Genomic DNA, 16,657 nt, shown 5'->3' with positions numbered 1-16,657 from the left:
GACTAAGCTCCTTTTTTACAAAACTTGCTTGACGGTCTCGGCCACCTTGTCGGCGGTCAGCCCGAAGAACTTGAACAGTGCGCCGGCCGGTGCGGACTCGCCGTAGCGGTCGATGCCGACCACGGCGCCTTCCAGGCCCACGTACTTGTGCCAGAAAGCGGTGACGCCGGCTTCGACAGCGACGCGCGGCAGACCCTTGGGCAGCACGGACTGCTTCCAGGCGGCGTCCTGCTTGTCGAAGACGTCGGTGCTGGGCATGGACACCACGCGCACGGCGATGCCTTCCTTGGCCAGCTGCGCCTGGGCGTCCAGGGCGATGGCGACTTCGGAGCCGGTGGCGATGATGACGGCGCGGGCGCCCTCGGCATCGCGCAGCACATAGCCGCCGCGGGCGATGGCGTCCACCGTGGCCGCGTCGCGCGGCACGAACGGCAGGTTCTGGCGCGACAGCAACAGGGCCGTCGGGCCGCCGTCATGCACGTCCATGCCGATGCTGGCCGGGCGCGTCACAGCGGCGTTCCAGGCCACGGCGGTTTCGGCCGTATCGCAAGGACGCCACAGCGACAGGTTGGGGATGAGGCGCAGGCTGGCCGCGTGTTCGATCGACTGGTGGGTCGGGCCGTCTTCGCCCAGGCCGATGGAGTCGTGCGTGAACACGTGGACGACGCGCTGCTTCATCAGCGCGGCCATGCGGATGGCGTTGCGCGAGTAGTCGGAGAACGTCAGGAACGTGCCGCCGAACGGCAGGTAGCCGCCGTGCAGCGCGATGCCGTTCATGATGGCGGCCATGCCGAATTCGCGCACGCCGTAGTTGATGTGGCGGCCGAGCTGGATGCCCTTGTCGCCGGCGCGGACGGCGGCAACGCCCTTCCAGTCGGTGAAGTTGGAGCCGGTCAGGTCGGCCGAGCCGCCCAGCATTTCCGGCAGCAGCGGCGCCAGCGCGGCGATCGCGAATTGCGAGGCCTTGCGGGTGGCGACGGTTTCGCCCTTTTCGAGCGTGGCGGACAGGAAGGCCTTGAACTGCTCGGCGTAGCCGGCCGGCATCTCGCCCTTCATGCGGCGCGTGAATTCAGCGGCCTCGGCGGGGAATTCGGCGGCGTAGGCGTCAAAGCGCTTCTGCCATTCGGCCTGGGCTTCGGCGCCCTGCTTGCGGCCGTCCCAGCCGTCGTACACGTCTTGCGGAATCTGGAAGGGTTCCGACGACCAGCCCAGCGCGGTGCGCGTGGCGGCGATTTCGTCCTTGCCCAGCGGCGCGCCGTGCACGTTGTGCGTGCCGGCCATGTTGGGCGAACCCTTGCCGATCACGGTGCGGCAGACGATCAGCGTGGGCTTGTCCGACTGCGAACGCGCTGCCTTGATGGCGGCGTCGACAGCGGCGACGTCATGGCCGTCCACGCCGCGGACGACGTTCCAGCCGTAGCCTTCGAAGCGCTTGGCGGTGTCGTCGGCGAACCAGTGTTCCACATGGCCGTCGATGGAAATGCCGTTGTCGTCGTACAGCACGACCAGCTTGCTGAGCTTGAGCGTGCCGGCCAGCGAGCACACTTCATGCGAGATGCCTTCCATCAGGCAGCCGTCGCCGGTGAACGCATAGGTGTGGTGATCGACGAGCGTGTGGCCCGGCTTGTTGAATTCGGCGGCGAGCAGCGCTTCGGCCAGCGCCATGCCCACGGCATTGCCCAGGCCCTGGCCCAGCGGGCCGGTGGTCGTTTCCACGCCCGGGGTGATGCCCACTTCGGGGTGGCCCGGCGTCTTGGAATGCAGCTGGCGGAAATTCTTGATCTCTTCGATCGGCAGGTCGTAGCCCGTCAGGTGCAGCAGGGCGTAGATCAGCATCGAACCGTGGCCGTTGGACAGCACGAAGCGGTCGCGGTTGGCCCAGGCGGGATCTTTGGGATTGTGGCGCAGGTTGCCGGCCCACAAGGCTTGGGCGATTTCCGCCATGCCCATGGGAGCACCCGGATGCCCGGAGTTCGCTTGTTGCACGGCATCCATCGCGAGGGCGCGGATGGCATCCGCCAAGGCAAGTTTAGGGGCGGTCGGATTGCTCATTCGGAAGGCTCTTTGAAACCGGCGCGCCTACAGAGGAAATAGGGCCGGTTGAGTAGGTTGCGAAGCAGGAGATTTTAGCATCAGGGGATTTCCCGGAGGCCATCGGCCGGATGCCCTATGTAATCGCGGGTTTCGGGCGAATTGCGCGGGCAATGTAAGCTACGCGAACTTGTCACCTCCCCCACTCTCCGAATTCCGCAATACGTCATGCCCGCCCCCCGTTTCTACTGCGACGCCCCGCTGACCGCCGGCGCCCGCATCGCCCTGCCGGAAGCCCTTGCCCATCACGCCCTGCGCGTGCTGCGCCTGCGGGCCGGCGAAGCCGTCACGCTGTTCAACGGTCAGGGCGGCGAGTACCCGGCGGTGCTGGAAGTCGAGGGCAAGGCCGGCTTCGCCCAGCTGGGCGACTTCAATCCGCGCGAAGCTGAACTCGGTGGGCGCATCATCCTGGCCCAGGGCCTGCCGTCGGGCGACAAGATGGATTGGGTGGTCGAGAAAGCCGTGGAACTGGGCGCGGCCCGGGTCAGCCCCATCGCCGCGCAGCGCAGCGTATTGCAGTTGTCGGGCGCCCGGCTGGAAAAGCGCGTTGCCCACTGGCAGCGCATCGCGCAATCGGCCGCGGAGCAATGCGGCCGCAACCGGTTGATGACCGTCGACGCGCCGCTGACGCTGGAAGACTGGCTGGCCCAGCCTGCCGACGGCCTGCGCGTGCTCTGCCACCCCGAGGCCGAGCAAGACCTGGCCGGCATGTTGCAAGGCGCATCGGATCAGACGGGCATCGCCCTGCTGGTCGGGCCGGAAGGCGGCTGGTCGGACAAGGAACTGGAAGCGTCCCGCAAGGCGGGTGTGCAGGCCGTGCGCTTCGGCCCCCGGGTGCTTCGCACCGAGACGGCCGGGCTGGCGCTGCTGTCGGCGATCAGCGCCCTGCGCGGGTGGTAGGTCAGTCGTTCTCGCCGTAAGGGGCAGCGGCCACGCCGGGCTCGGGTTCGGGATGCGCGCCGGCGTGTTCGATCACATAGGCAAACACGCGGCCGTTCTCGTGCGCGAAATCCGCGGCATCGGAGCACACGGTTTCGATGCGGCCGGCGTCCTCTTCAAGTGCCGGATCACCGGAATGCAGGCGGTACAGCCACAGCACCACACCGGATTTGTGATCCAGCACCGTGTCGCACAGGCAGTCGTACAGGGCGTCGAGATTGCCGCCGAAGTATTCAGGAAAATCCACTGCCTTGACGATAGCGCGCAATACGGCCGAGCGGCTGCGGCACGGGTCGCAATTGGCAACAAACAAGGACAGGCCAAGTTCGTGCGCGGCGTCCACCACGGCCTTCTTGTCGAGCCCGTCGTGAGCCAGCGCACCGCCGCGCATCAGCTGCCGCTGCAAAGTAGATTGGCCATTGCGCGTCATGCCTGTGCCTCCCTGAAAAAGGCGATCACTTCATCGTTACGTCGCATCGTATCGGCATAACCCAGTTCTATCAATCGCTTGGTGTAGCCGGCTTCGAACAGGAGGTAGGACATCAGCGCCCCGCCCCCCGGACGGTTTGGATCGGACGATACACCGAGTACGCGGAAAAGCGCACGCGCTTGTGCGGGCATATCGTGCAAATGTTCAAGCGCCATCAAATCCAGCGACTGGCTGGGCGTGATGGTAAGCACCTCGATGCGGCGCACGGTGGGCGGCGCGCCGTTCGGACCGGCGTGGTCCATCAGGAAATTGATGCGCTCCAGACGCTCGACATCCGCCGACAACCCATCCAGGAAGATGCTGGACAGCGCATGACCACCGACCTGCGCCAGCGACGGATACGGCGGTGAATCCTCGCGATTCTCAGGGTGGGTGTCGTCGCGGTAGCCCGTGCCGATCACCATGACGCGGTGCGCGCCAAGGTGGATCGCCGGGCTGATGGGCGCAAGCTGGCGCATCGAACCGTCGCCGCACCATTCGCCCTTGCCGTGCACCTGCACCTGGCGCGCCGGAAAGACAAAAGGAATGGCCGACGAGGCCATCAGGTGTTCGATGCCGATGGGCGTGGGGATGGCCAGCCGCAGGTAGCGGTGCCAGGGTTCGATCGGGGTGTGCGCCTGGTAGAACGTCAGGTGCTCGCCACTGGTGTAGCCCGACGCGGTGATGGCCAGCGCGGACAGCGAACCGCTCTCCAGGTTGGAACGCAGATTGCTGAAGTCCAGCACGCGTTCCAGCAGCCCCTGCATCGGCGTGTTGTCCAACAGCGAGTGCGGACGCTTGCGCGTCAAACCGGAATACATCCACCCCAGCGACAGAAGGCCCAGCCACCGCACGCCGGTGCGGATCAGCCCGGGCGCGTCGGCCCGGTAGATCATGTCGGTGTTCAGCGACGACCACAGGCGGCGGATGCGACGCACGCCCAGATGGGGCCGGTCGGCGCGGCAGGCCAGCGCGGCGGCGTTGATGGCGCCGGCGGACGTGCCGCAGATGATGTCGAAGGGGTTCTGGAATCGGGAATGCCAGTCCGGGTCCAGCAGCTCCATGATGGCGCTGAGCACCCCGACCTGATAGGCGGCGCGCGCGCCGCCGCCCGTCAGGACCAGGCCGGTGGGCGTGCGCGGGCACGCCCTGCCGGCCGGTTTGACTTCAACGTGGCGTATTGACATCGACCACCGTCATCGCGGTCATGTTGACGATGCGGCGCACGGTGGAGCTGGAGGTCAGGATGTGCACGGGGGCATTGGCGCCCAGCAGGAACGGACCCACCGCGACGTTGCCGCCCGCCGCCGTCTTGAGGAGGTTGTAGGCGATGTTGCCCGAGTCGACGTTCGGGCACACCAGCAGATTGGCTTCGCCCTTGAGCGTGGACGACGGCAGGATGCGCATGCGCAGGGCCTCGTCCAGCGCGCAGTCGCCATGCATCTCGCCGTCGATCTCCAGTTCCGGATCCATCTGCCGCACCAGTTCCAGCGCGCGGCGCATCTTGGCGCCCGACGCCGAGCTGCCCGAACCGAAATTGCTGCGCGACAGCAGCGCGGCCTTGGGCGCCAGATACATGCGGCGCATCTCGCGCGCGGCGGCCACGGTGAATTCCGCGATCTGCTCGGCCGTGGGTTCGTCGTTCACGTGCGTGTCCACCAGGACCACCGTGCGCTCGTTGAGCAGCAGGATGTTCATGGCGGCATACACGTTGTGGCCCGGGCGGCGGCCGATCACTTCATCCACGAAACGCAGGTGATCGTGATACGCGCCGACGGAGCCGCAGACCATGCCGTCGGCATCGCCCAGGTGCACCATCATCGCGCCGATCAGCGTCATACGGCGGCGCATTTCCACGCGCGCCATTTCCTTGGTGATGCCGCGGCGGCACATGCGTTCCCAGTAGGTCGTCCAGTACTGATGGAAACGCTCGTCGTATTCGGGGTTGGTGACTTCGACGTCCTCGCCCAGGCGCAGACGCAGGCCCAGCTTTTCGATACGGGTCAGCAGCACCGACGGACGGCCGACCAGGATCGGCCGGGCCAGGCCTTCGTCCACCACCACTTGCACGGCACGCAGCACGCGCTCGTCTTCGCCTTCCGCGAACACGATGCGCGCCGGGCCGCCTTCGCGCACGATGCGCTTGGCCGCCGAGAACAGCGGCTTCATGAACGCGCCGGAGTGGTACACGAATTGCTGCAGTTGCTCTTCGTAGGCTTCCAGATCCGCCAGCGGACGCGTGGCCACGCCCCCTTCCATCGCGGCCTTGGCCACCGCCGGCGCGATGCGCACGATGAGGCGCGGATCGAAGGGCTTGGGGATCAGGTATTCGGGGCCGAACGAAATGTCGAACGTGCCATAGGCCGCGGCCACGACTTCGTTCTGTTCTTCCTCGGCCAATTCGGCGATGGCGTACACCGCCGCTTTTTCCATTTCACGCGTGATGGTCGTGGCGCCCACGTCCAGCGCACCACGGAAGATGTACGGGAAGCACAGCACGTTGTTGACCTGGTTCGGGTAGTCCGAACGGCCCGTGGCCATCACCACGTCGTCGCGCACGCCGTGCGCCACTTCCGGCAGGATTTCCGGCGTGGGGTTGGCCAGCGCCAGGATCAGCGGACGCGAACCCATGGCGGCGACCATTTCGGGCTTCAGCACGCCGCCCGCCGACAGGCCCAGGAACACGTCGGCGTCCTGGATCACCTCGGCCAGCTTGCGGGCGTCGGTCTTCTGCGCAAAGCGCGCCTTGTCCGGATCCATCAGCGTGGTGCGGCCCTCAAAAACCACGCCTTCAATGTCGGTCACCCAGATATTTTCCAGCGGCAGGCCCAGGTCCACCATCAGGTCCAGGCACGCCAGCGCCGCAGCGCCCGCGCCGGACGTAACCACCTTGACCTGCTTGATGTCCTTGCCCACGACCTTCAGGCCATTGATGAAGGCCGCCGACACACAGATCGCCGTGCCGTGCTGGTCGTCATGGAAGACCGGGATCTTCATGCGTTCGCGCAGCTTGCGCTCGACGGTGAAGCACTCCGGCGCCTTGATGTCTTCAAGGTTGATGCCGCCGAAGGTGGCTTCCAGGCCGGCGATGATCTCGACCAGCTTGTCGGGGTCGGTTTCATTGATTTCGATGTCGAAGACATCCAGGCCGGCGAACTTCTTGAACAGCACGGCCTTGCCTTCCATGACCGGCTTGGAGGCCAGCGCGCCGATATTGCCCAGGCCCAGCACCGCGGTGCCGTTGGTGATGACGCCCACCAGATTGCCGCGGGCCGTGTAGCGGAACACGTTGGCCGGATCCGCCACGATTTCCTCACAGGCCGCCGCCACGCCGGGCGAGTACGCCAGCGCCAGATCGCGCTGGTTCGTCAGCTGCTTGGTCGGCGTGACCGAGATTTTGCCGGGGCGCCCGTGCTCGTGATATTCAAGGGCGGCTTTGCGAAGGTTGGCATCCATAGGGCGGCTACTGGCTAGAGTGTGTGACACGAAAGAGGGAGGAATTCTATTCCCATGACGGGCCGTGCGATACGCGGGCCCTGCTCTTTCTTGAGGTCGAGCGCCGGAATCTTACAGCAAGCTGAACGTTTGTCAGACTTCCGGCCACAGGAGTTCCGGGAAGCAGCCGTCGGGGTCGAACTGGGTTTTGACGCGGCCGTCCAGGCGGACGGTTGCCAATCCCGGGGCAGCCGGTTCAGGCCGGGACGCGGTCGCGGCGCCGGTCCGGGCATCGTCGCCGGGCGGCACGTCAACCAGCACCGCGCCCTGCAGCCAGGCCAGCGTGCCGCCGTGTCCCAGCAGCAATTGCGCCAGGTTGACGGTGGCCGGCGTGACGGGCTTGAGCGCGTCCAGCCGGTAGCGGCCCAGCCAGTGATACCCATCGTTGGTCGCGAACGCATCGCCGCCGGACGCAAGCTGGAACAGCGCGGGCACCAGGCGCTGCACGGTCGCCGACCGCAGCGGCTGCACGTCGGTTTCGCCGAACGCGCCCAGCGTTTCCTCGATGCCATCGGCCAGCAGGACGTCCGCCGCCACGAGGCCCGAGGCCGCGCAATGGCCCGCCGGCCAGGACGCCGGCGCCGCCACCCACTGGGCCAGCGTCATGTCGCCCGGCAGCCCTGCGAACTGCCGCAGCCCCGCGCTGGCCAACGCCGCCACGGTCACGCCGGGCTGCGCGTGCCACCGTGGTGCATCCCCGTCCAACCGGGTCAATGCGGTCAGCAAGACGGGATCTACCCGCAGGCGCGGTCGGGCCGAGGGCGCGAAGGGTCCCGCCGCCCCTTCCAATTCCAGCGTCACGTGGTACTCGGCGCAGAGCTTGCGCGCCTGGACGACGTCGGCCCCGGACGCCGGCGTGAGCATGGCGCAGGTGCCGTCCGCCCCACCCTCGCCCAGGTCGCGGACCTTGCCGCGGCACACCAGCGCGAGGCGTTGCACGAAGGCCGCCCACGGCGTCTGGACGGGTCGCCGGCCCATGAGAAAGGCGCGCCGGGATGGCTGCATGACTACAATTCCTTTTTTGCTAGATGACGCTTTCGAGATTCCGATGCCCCGCCTTGCTACCCGCACTCACGATTTCCTGACGTTCCAGGTGATGGAACTGTTCAAGCAGGCGCAGGCGCTGCAGGCGGCCGGAAGGGACATTATCAGCCTGGGCATCGGCGAACCGGACTTTACCGCGCCACCCCAGGTGGTGGAAGCGCTGGACCGTGCCGCGCGCGCCGGCCTCAGCGGCTACAGCCCGGGCGCGGGCATCGCGCCGCTGCGCGAGGCCATCGCGCAGTTCTACCGCGACCAGTTCGGCGCCGCCATCGACCCGCGGCGCGTGATTGTGACCGCGGGCGCCTCGGGCGCCCTGACGCTGGCCTGCGCGGCGCTGGTGAATACCGGCGGCGAGGTGCTGATGCCCGATCCGTCGTATCCGGCGAACAGCAATTTCGTGTTGGCCGCGGGCGGCGTGCCGCGCCTGATTCCCAGCACGGCGGCAAAACGCTTCCAGCTGTCCGCCGACGACGTCGCGCGTCACTGGACGCCTGCCACGCAGGGCGTGATGGTGGCCTCGCCCAGCAATCCCACCGGCACGTCGATCGCCCACGGCGAGCTGGCCGAGCTGCTGGCGCAGGTGCGCGCCCGCGACGGCTTTGCCATCGTCGACGAAATCTATCTGGGGCTGTCCTATGACGGCCAGCCGCGCTCGGCGCTGACGCTGGACGACGACGTCATCGTCATCAACAGCTTCTCCAAGTACTTCCACATGACGGGCTGGCGCCTGGGCTGGATGATCGTGCCCGACGACATGGTCGCGCCGGTGGAAAAGATTGCCTCCAGCCTGGCGATCTGCGCGCCCACGCTGGCCCAGCATGCCGCGCTGGCCTGCTTCACGCCCGCCGCGCTGAAGACCTTCGAACACCGCCGCGAAGCCTTCAAGCAACGCCGCGATTACCTGCTGCCGGAATTCGAGCGCCTGGGCATCGACGTGCCGGTCAAGCCGGACGGCGCCTTCTATATTTATGCCGATATCAGCAGCCTGGGCATGGACAGCGCCGCGTTCTCGCAGCGCCTGTTGCTGGAAGCCGGCGTGGCCGCCGTGCCGGGCCTGGACTTCGGACCGGCGCACGCGGCGCACACCATGCGGTTTTCGTACGCCACCGGCCTGGACCGCCTGGAAGAAGCGGTCGCGCGGATGGGCGTGCTGTTGCGGCGCTGACCCTGCTGTGCCGTCCCCATGAAAAAGGCGCGTCCTTGCGGGACGCGCCTTTTTTTCAGAACGGACAGCGCGGATCAGTCGCGCGCCAGCGCAATGCCCGACGCCAGCGCCAGGCGCCGGCGTTCCGCCTGCACCTTGGCGCCGTAGCCGTTGTCGTCCGGGCCGGTGGCCCCCACGTAACACGCCAGCCCGCCGTCGATCGAACCGCGGCGGTTGATGCAGTCGCGCAGGATCGTGGCGCCGACGCCGATGTTGGCGGCCGGGTCCAGCGGATTCTTGCCGACCGCGTCAAACTTGTCCTGATGCACGCTGGTCATGACCTGCATCAGGCCCTGTGCGCCCACATGGCTTTCGGCCAGCGGGTTGTAACGCGATTCGATGGCGATCACGGCCAGGACCAGCAAGGGGTCCAACTGCTTTTCGCGGCTGACCTTGTATACGGTGTTCAGCAGCGGACCGGTCGCGTCATACGCAACCTTGTACTTGCGCGAGATATAGTTGCGCAGTGCTTCGGCCTGCGGTCCCGTAGCCGCCGACGCGGTCTTTTTGGGTGCGGGCGGCGCGACACGAGCCGGCCCCAGCATGCCGGTGGCGTTGCTGGCGGGTGCGGTGGGTACGGCCATGGCAATTGCCGACGAGGTGTCGGCACCCAGTTCGGAGCCGGCTTCGGACTCGGAGCTGGCCTGCATGGATGAAGGCGCGAGGGCGGTCAACAAGGCTTTGTGCACTTGCAATGCCTGGTCGCGCAAACCAGGCAGGGCGAATCCCATGCTTACCGTCACAATGACCGCGATGCCCAGGTAGACAGAGCAAATGCGCAGGGATTCGGCAAGATATTGGTGCACTCCTTGGGCCATGTTCCTGAACAGGCTGGCCACTGACGCATCGGGCATAAAACCTCCTGCGTAAAAAAGAGGGAGTCAATGTTAACCTCTCTTTGAATCCGAAATGTAACCAAATCGCTGGGATCTGTAGTGAAATACCGCGACCTTAGAGACTTCATCGCCCAACTTGAACGAATGGGCGAACTCAAACGCATTGCTGCGCCGGTGTCGACGCAGCTTGAAATGACGGAGATTTCCGACCGCGTGCTGCGGGCCGAAGGCCCCGCCCTGCTGTTCGAAAACGCCCGCCACAACGGCCAGCCCGCGCAGATGCCGGTGCTGGCCAATCTGTTCGGCACGCCTGCCCGCGTGGCGCGCGGCATGGGCGCCGACAACGTCAGCGCGCTGCGCGACATCGGCGAACTGCTGGCCTCGCTGCGCGAACCCGAGGCGCCCAAGGGCCTGCGCGATGCGCTGGCCAAGGTGTCGATGCTGAAATCGGCGCTCTGGGACATGAGCCCCAAGAACGTCAAAAGCCCCGCCTGCCAGGAAATCGTCTGGGAAGGCAAGGACGTGGACCTGAACCGGCTGCCCATCCAGACCTGCTGGCCGGGCGACGTGGCGCCGCTGCTGACGTGGGGCCTGGTCATTACCCGCGGTCCCAACGCCAAGCGCCAGAACCTGGGCATCTACCGCCAGCAGTTGCTGGGCCCGAACAAGCTCATCATGCGGTGGCTGTCGCACCGCGGCGGCGCGCTGGATTTCCGGGACCATGCGATCGCCAACCCCGGCACGCCCTTCCCGATCGCGGTGGCGCTGGGCGCCGACCCGGCCACCACGCTGGGCGCCGTCACGCCGGTGCCGGACAGCCTGTCCGAATACCAGTTTGCGGGGCTGCTGCGCGGTTCGCGCACCGAAGTCGCGCAGGCGCTGGGCAGCAACCTGTCCGTGCCCGCGTGGGCCGAAATCGTGCTGGAAGGCCATCTGCTGCCGTCCTCGGACCCGCGTGCCATCAAGCCCGTGGTGCCCGAAGGCGTCAATCCCCCGCCCGACACCGGCTACGAAATGGCGCTGGAAGGTCCGTACGGCGACCACACAGGCTATTACAACGAGCAGGACTGGTTCCCGGTCTTCACCGTCGAGCGCATCACGATGCGCCGCAACCCCATCTATCACTCCACCTACACCGGCAAGCCGCCCGACGAGCCCGCCGTGCTGGGCGTGGCGCTAAACGAAGTCTTCGTGCCGCTGCTGCGCCGCCAGCTTCCGGAAATCGTGGATTTCTACCTGCCGCCCGAAGGCTGCAGCTACCGGCTGGCCGTGGTGTCGATCCGCAAGCAGTACGCGGGCCACGCCAAGCGCGTCATGTTCGGGCTGTGGAGCATCCTGCGCCAGTTCATGTACACCAAGTTCATCGTGGTCGTGGACGAGGACATCAATCCGCGCGACTGGAAGGAAGTGGTCTGGGCGATGACCACCCGCATGGATCCGGTGCGCGACACGTTGCTGGTGGAGAACACGCCGATCGACTACCTGGACTTCGCGTCGCCCGTGTCCGGCCTGGGCGGCAAGATGGGCCTGGACGCCACCAACAAGTGGCCGGGCGAGACGAATCGTGAATGGGGCACCCCCATCACGATGGACGCGGATGTCAAGAAGCGCGTGGACGATATGTGGGGGCAGTTGGGACTGTAGACGCGCCACTGTCTGCGCATAAAAAACCCCGCCGCCTGGCCGGGCCCGCATTGCTGGACGAAAGTCTGGCGGTGCGGGGCCGGTTGAGCGGCGGGGTTTTTATCTGGCAGCCGGCGTCAGTCGCGTTCCCGGTCGTCGTCCTGGCGCGCGCCGCGCCAGGCCTTCAAGAGCTGCCAGCCCACGAAGGCGCCGCCAGCCAGCTTCAACAGCTTGCCGCGCTTGCCGCCACGCATGAACATGGCGGACAGCGACGAACTGATGATGGGATAACGCCGCGCCATCGTGATGGCCTGCAACGCCCAGCGGGACGCGCCGCCAGACGCCAGGCCCGGCAGCATGCCGCGGATGAGCGCGCTGGGCTCGAGCCTGCGCCCGGCCGACACGATGTTCTGTGCCAGCGACTCGCGCTCGATGGCGGCGCGGGCGCGCAGCAATTCGATGCGCACGGCGCGGTCGACGGTCGGAGATCTTTTCGACATGGCTTAGAACTCCTCGCGCCGGCGCACCGGCGTCTCGTCGTCGGCATGCATGTCGCGCACCCGGTCCAGCAGTTCCGCATCCCGGCCCAGCTCTTCGAGCGTGGCCGAAAACGGCGTCTGTCCGTACACGAGTCCGTGGCGCACCACCAGCAACAGCACCACGCCGGCCACCCCATAGAACGCCGCCAGCAGCCCGAGGGCCAGATAGCGGTCTTCCGTGGGCCAGAACGCCACGGCGATGGTGATGGTGGCCACCAGCACCGCCAGCGTCAGAAATAGCAGGGCCGCAAACGCCAGGCCCAGCAGCTTGAGCAGGCGCGCCTTTTCGTCCGCGGCTTCCAGAGCCAGCAGCTCCAGCCGCGTGCGCATCAGCCCGACCAGGCTGGAGGCAACACCGAAAACAGTTTTTCTTAGACCCATGGTTGAATGAACGCCGGGCGGCAGGCAACGGCATGAAGCCGTGCCTGCCGCCCGGACGTCCTGCCCTGTCAGCGGCGGCTGATCAGCAAGCCGAGCAGCAGGCCGGTCACGCCTGCGACCCCGATGGCTTGCCAGGGATTGTCGTGCACGTAGTCATCCGTCGCACGGGCAGCCTTGCGGCCACGTTCGAGGACGGCGTCTTGCGCTTCGTACAGGGCCTCGCGCGTGCGCCGCAGCGAGGTCATGGCGCGGTCGCGCAGTTCGTTGGCCTTGTCGCCGGTGCTGCTGGCGGCTTCGCGCAGCAGGCTTTCGGCGTCGTTCAGGCTGGTCTTGACACTGTCCATGAGTTTTTCTTTTGCGACGTCTTCGGATTTTCTCGTTGCCATTTTCTGAGCTCCTGTTGTGTGTCCATGACGGAAACGATGATACCAGCGGCCATGCGGGCGGAAACGCCCGCTTGCTACCGGGTGCTACTTGATCTGCGTAATCTCAACGGCCGATTTCACGCCGCCCTGATCGATGTCCTGCTTCATCACCAGATTCACGGCCGGGCAATACCAATCGGTGACCGTCGTGTTCATGCCGGGGATGGGAATGGTCAGGCCCTGAAACGTGGCCATCGTGGGATCCGAATTGCGCGTGTAGGTGATCGGGTGGCACGACTGCTTGCCCAGTGCGGTGTCCATCGAGGTCTTCTGACCAACCGATTTTTCACCGATGCGCACCGTGGTGCTGGGCTGGCCGCCCACCGGCGCTTCCTTGCCGATCTTCAGGCGGAACGACGAACCGGGCAGCTTCTGGCCCGCCGCCAGCTTGCCGTCGTAGGCAAAGAGACCCAGCATGCGCAAGTCGAACTGGCCTTCGGAAGGCTTGGGCGCTTCGCCCGCGCTGGCGTAGCGCAGGAAGGTGGCTTGGCCACCCTTGACGGTCATCAGGTAGTCGAGTTTGGACTTGCCGGGCGGCAGGCCCGCGTAGCTGAATCGGGCAACGCCCTGCACGCGCGCGCGGCAGTTGTCGCCATTGCTTTTTGTAACTTCGGCAAAGGTCAGATCCGCGCCCAGCGCCAGATTGCCCGAGCCGGTCAGTTGGACGGCGCCGCCGTCGTGCATGAACTTCGCGTCACACACGCCGGCCTGCGCCGTAGCGGCCGCGCCCAACGCGCCGGCCGCAAAAACCAGGGATGCCATTTTTCGCATCGTCGTCACAAGCCACTCCAGAAATCCGAAAGCGCCGTCCCGCCTTGGGGACAACTGGCTTGATACTACACCGGTTGCCGTGCCCGGCGTATGTCCGAACGTGTCGTCACGCCAGCACCGGCGCCGCGGGCGCGCGCGCCATCAGCGCCTGGATCTCCGGCACGCACGAACCGCAGCCGGTGCCGCAACCCAGCGTGTCCTTCAGCCCCGTCAGATCGCAGCCGCCTTCGATGCCTTTCAGGATGGCCGCTTCGCTGACGCCATTGCAGACGCAGAGGGTGCGCGAACGCACCGCGCCCGCAACGCGTCCCATCAGCAGCGCCGCGATGCTGGTGGGCGCCTCGCCCCCTGCAGCCCACGCCAGCAGCGGCTCCTGCGCGCGCAGGTCGCCCGTCAGCAGGAAGGCATGCAGCGTGCCTTGGCCGGCGCTGACCCGGCGCAAATAGCCGCGCGCCGGATCGTCATACGCCACATCGGGACGCCGCAGGTCCAGCGTGTCTGCCAACTCGTGCAGCACGTCGGCTTCCGGCGCGACGCGGCTGGCGAGCCGCAACCGGACGCCGCCCGCGCCCACCGGCAGGACGACGGCATAGTCGAAGCGGTGCAGCCAGGGCGCCAGCCGGGTGCGCAGCGCCGCCACATCGCCCTGCCGCCACGCCGCCGCCTGCCACGCAAGGCCCGCCGGCTCGGCGCGCACGGCGCTGAATTTGAGCTCGGGCTGGCGCGATATCGGATCGGCTGCCGGATTGGTCAGCGCGTTCACGCCCAAGCCGGCCATGAACGCGCTACCCCAGTGCATCGGCACGAAGGCCTGGCCGGGAAGCAGCGACGCGTCCGCCTGCACCGGCAGCACCAGCGCGCCGCGCCGCGACTGCAGCCGGGCCAGTGACCCGGGCGCCAGATCCAAGCGGCGCATGTCGTCCGGATGCAGCGATACCCATGGCTCCTCGACATGCTGCGTCAGCACGCGAGCCAACGAGGTGCGCGCCATCGTGTGCCAGTGATCGCGCAACCGGCCCGTCGTCAGTTGCAGCGGAAAGTCGCCGGAAACGGTTTCGGCGGTCGGCCGCCATGCGACGTCGCAGAACCGGGCGCGGCCGCTGGTGGTGGGAAACACGCCGTCGGCGTACAGGCGCGCGGTGCCCTGACCCGCCCGGTACGGCCATTGCTGCGGTCCGTGCTGCGCCAGCACGGCGTAATCCACCGTGCTGTAGTCCAGGTCTCGGCCGGCGGTCATGCGGGCGTGCTCGGCAAAGACCTCGCTTTCGTCGCGATAGGCAAACAGCGCCGCCTTGGCCGGCGCGATGCGCGCCGCGAGCCGCTGCGCAACTGCCTGGGCCAATCGCCAGTCGGGCTGCGCGTCGCCGGGCGGCGCGATGGCGGCGCGGACCCGGCTGATGCGCCGCTCGGAGTTGGTCACCGTGCCGGATTTCTCGGGCCAGGTCGCCGCGGGCAGCACCAGGTCGGCATGGGCCAGCGTCTCGGTGCCGGCAAATGCCTCCTGCACGATGACGAACTCCGCGCGGGCCAACGCGGCCCGCACGCGCGCCTGATCCGGCAGCGACTGCGCGGGATTGGTGGCCGCGATCCACAACACCTTGATGCGCCCGTCCAGCACCGAGTCGAACATGTCGAGCGCCGTGGCGCCTGGCGCGTCGGACAGGCGCTTCACCCCCCACAGCCGCGCGACCTCGGCGCGGTCCGTGGCCGACGCGGGATCGCGATGGCCCGGCAGCAGGGTCGCCATGCCGCCCGCTTCGCGCCCGCCCATGGCGTTGGGCTGGCCCGTCAGCGAAAACGGCCCCGCGCCGGGACGCCCGATCTGGCCGGTGGCCAGATGCAGGTGAATCAGCGCCGCATTCTTGTCAGTGCCCGCCACCGACTGGTTCAAGCCCATCGTGTACAGCGACAGCGCCGCCGGCGCCTGGCCGAACCAGCGCGCCGCCTGGACGATGTCCTGCGCCGGCACGCCGCAGAGGCGCTGCGCCGCCTCGGGCGTCACCGTCTGCACGCGCGCCCGTAGCGTCTCGAAGCCCTCGGTATGGCGCGCGATGTAGTCCTCGTCGACCAGCCCCTCGCGCAGCATCACATGCAGCATGGCGTTGAACAACGCCACGTCGGACCCTGGCGCGATCGGCAGATGCAGGTCGGCAAACGCGGCCGTGTCGGTGCGGCGCGGGTCGATCACGATCACCTTCATGTGCGGCCGGCTGGTCCGCGCGGCTTCCAGCCGGCGAAACAGCACGGGGTGCGCGTAGGCCATGTTGGATCCGGCGATCAGCACGGTGTCGGCCAGTTCCAGGTCTTCGTAGCAGGCGGGCGGCGCGTCCGCGCCCAGCGTGCGCTTGTAGCCCGACACCGCGCTTGACATGCACAGGCGCGAATTGGTGTCGATGTTGTTCGTGCCTGCCAGCGCCCGCGCCAGCTTGTTGAAGACGGCATAGTCTTCGGTCAGCAACTGGCCGGACAGATAAAAGCCCACGACATCCGGGCCGTGCCGGGTAATCGCGTCGGCCAGCCGGTCCGCGGCGATGTCCAGCGCCTGCGCCAGCGCGACATCCTCAAGGGGCTGATCGCGCGCCGAACGCCATTGCGCCGACAACACGCGCGCGTCATCGCGCCGCACGGTGTCGGCCAGCGCCAGACCTTTGCTGCACAAGCGGCCGCGATTGGCCGGATGCGACTCGTCGCCGCGCACCCCAACGACCGCACCATCGCGCACCTGCACGCGCACCCCGCAGCCGGTGCCGCAATAACAGCAGACCGACGCCACGTCTCGCGCCGCTTCGTTGACGATTTCAATCCGTCGCGCCATCGGCATGTCCATGTCCTACTCCGCC

Annotated in this window: 14 protein-coding genes; 3 read left to right on the top strand and 11 right to left on the bottom strand. The window is 67.2% G+C overall.

All coding sequences use genetic code 11. The features are described 5' to 3' along the window. Nucleotides 1-15 precede the first annotated feature (15 nt). The gene (tkt, locus tag KW836_RS09965; protein WP_218343127.1) at nt 16-2,052 is read right to left on the bottom strand and encodes a transketolase; all 2,037 of its coding nucleotides are present in this window, start codon (nt 2,050-2,052) and stop codon (nt 16-18) included. Between the two features lie 207 nt (nt 2,053-2,259). On the opposite strand from tkt, the gene KW836_RS09960 reads away from it, so the two are divergent. Further along, the gene (locus KW836_RS09960) at nt 2,260-2,991 is read left to right on the top strand and encodes a 16S rRNA (uracil(1498)-N(3))-methyltransferase (protein ID WP_218343126.1); all 732 of its coding nucleotides are present in this window, start codon (nt 2,260-2,262) and stop codon (nt 2,989-2,991) included. 1 nt (nt 2,992) lies between these two features. Here the strand turns inward: KW836_RS09960 and KW836_RS09955 are convergent, their stop codons facing one another. The 4 genes from KW836_RS09955 to KW836_RS09940 form a co-directional block, all read right to left on the bottom strand. After that, a complete protein-coding gene (locus KW836_RS09955) occupies nt 2,993-3,460 on the bottom strand; it encodes a barstar family protein (RefSeq protein ID WP_056570977.1) in 468 nt (155 codons plus the stop codon). Continuing rightward, nucleotides 3,457-4,686, bottom strand: a complete 1,230-nt coding sequence (locus tag KW836_RS09950; RefSeq protein WP_255595211.1) for a patatin-like phospholipase family protein — start codon at nt 4,684-4,686, stop codon at nt 3,457-3,459. The genes KW836_RS09955 and KW836_RS09950 overlap by 4 nt, the downstream gene beginning before the upstream one ends. Further along, nucleotides 4,667-6,955 (bottom strand): NADP-dependent malic enzyme, encoded by a 2,289-nt coding sequence (locus KW836_RS09945; RefSeq protein WP_218343125.1) that lies wholly within the window; start codon nt 6,953-6,955, stop codon nt 4,667-4,669. The genes KW836_RS09950 and KW836_RS09945 overlap by 20 nt, the downstream gene beginning before the upstream one ends. 132 nt (nt 6,956-7,087) lie before the next feature. Next, nucleotides 7,088-7,999, bottom strand: a complete 912-nt coding sequence (locus KW836_RS09940; protein ID WP_218343124.1) for an FAD-binding protein — start codon at nt 7,997-7,999, stop codon at nt 7,088-7,090. A gap of 43 nt (nt 8,000-8,042) precedes the next feature. Here KW836_RS09940 and KW836_RS09935 point away from each other — a divergent pair, with 43 nt between their 5' ends. Next, nucleotides 8,043-9,203, top strand: coding sequence for a pyridoxal phosphate-dependent aminotransferase (locus tag KW836_RS09935; RefSeq protein ID WP_218343123.1), 1,161 nt, complete (start codon nt 8,043-8,045; stop codon nt 9,201-9,203). A 74-nt stretch (nt 9,204-9,277) separates the two neighbouring features. Here KW836_RS09935 and KW836_RS09930 read toward each other — a convergent pair whose 3' ends face one another. Continuing rightward, nucleotides 9,278-10,096 (bottom strand): lytic transglycosylase domain-containing protein, encoded by an 819-nt coding sequence (locus KW836_RS09930; protein WP_175124550.1) that lies wholly within the window; start codon nt 10,094-10,096, stop codon nt 9,278-9,280. An 81-nt stretch (nt 10,097-10,177) separates the two neighbouring features. Between KW836_RS09930 and ubiD the strand changes: the two genes are divergently transcribed. Then, on the top strand, nt 10,178-11,722 hold the full coding sequence (ubiD, locus tag KW836_RS09925) for a 4-hydroxy-3-polyprenylbenzoate decarboxylase (RefSeq protein WP_175124549.1): 1,545 nt from the start codon (nt 10,178-10,180) through the stop codon (nt 11,720-11,722). Between the two features lie 116 nt (nt 11,723-11,838). On the opposite strand, the gene KW836_RS09920 is transcribed toward ubiD, so the two are convergent. The 5 genes from KW836_RS09920 to KW836_RS09900 form a co-directional block, all read right to left on the bottom strand. After that, nucleotides 11,839-12,201 (bottom strand): hypothetical protein, encoded by a 363-nt coding sequence (locus tag KW836_RS09920; RefSeq protein WP_175124548.1) that lies wholly within the window; start codon nt 12,199-12,201, stop codon nt 11,839-11,841. Nucleotides 12,202-12,204: 3 nt separating this feature from the next. Next, nucleotides 12,205-12,621 (bottom strand): phage holin family protein, encoded by a 417-nt coding sequence (locus KW836_RS09915; protein ID WP_175124547.1) that lies wholly within the window; start codon nt 12,619-12,621, stop codon nt 12,205-12,207. 68 nt (nt 12,622-12,689) lie between these two features. Then, nucleotides 12,690-13,007, bottom strand: a complete 318-nt coding sequence (locus KW836_RS09910) for a YqjD family protein (RefSeq protein ID WP_105240220.1) — start codon at nt 13,005-13,007, stop codon at nt 12,690-12,692. 84 nt (nt 13,008-13,091) lie between these two features. Further along, nucleotides 13,092-13,817, bottom strand: a complete 726-nt coding sequence (locus KW836_RS09905; RefSeq protein ID WP_370633016.1) for a hypothetical protein — start codon at nt 13,815-13,817, stop codon at nt 13,092-13,094. 106 nt (nt 13,818-13,923) lie between these two features. Continuing rightward, nucleotides 13,924-16,644, bottom strand: coding sequence for a nitrate reductase (locus KW836_RS09900; protein WP_218343122.1), 2,721 nt, complete (start codon nt 16,642-16,644; stop codon nt 13,924-13,926). Nucleotides 16,645-16,657 lie beyond the last annotated feature (13 nt).

This window comes from Achromobacter sp. ACM05 (genome assembly GCF_019218915.1).
GTDB classification, from domain to species: Bacteria; Pseudomonadota; Gammaproteobacteria; order Burkholderiales; family Burkholderiaceae_B; genus Achromobacter; species Achromobacter animicus.
The sequence above is the reverse complement of the archived record's forward strand: the minus strand, read 5'-3'. Positions and strand labels throughout refer to the sequence as shown.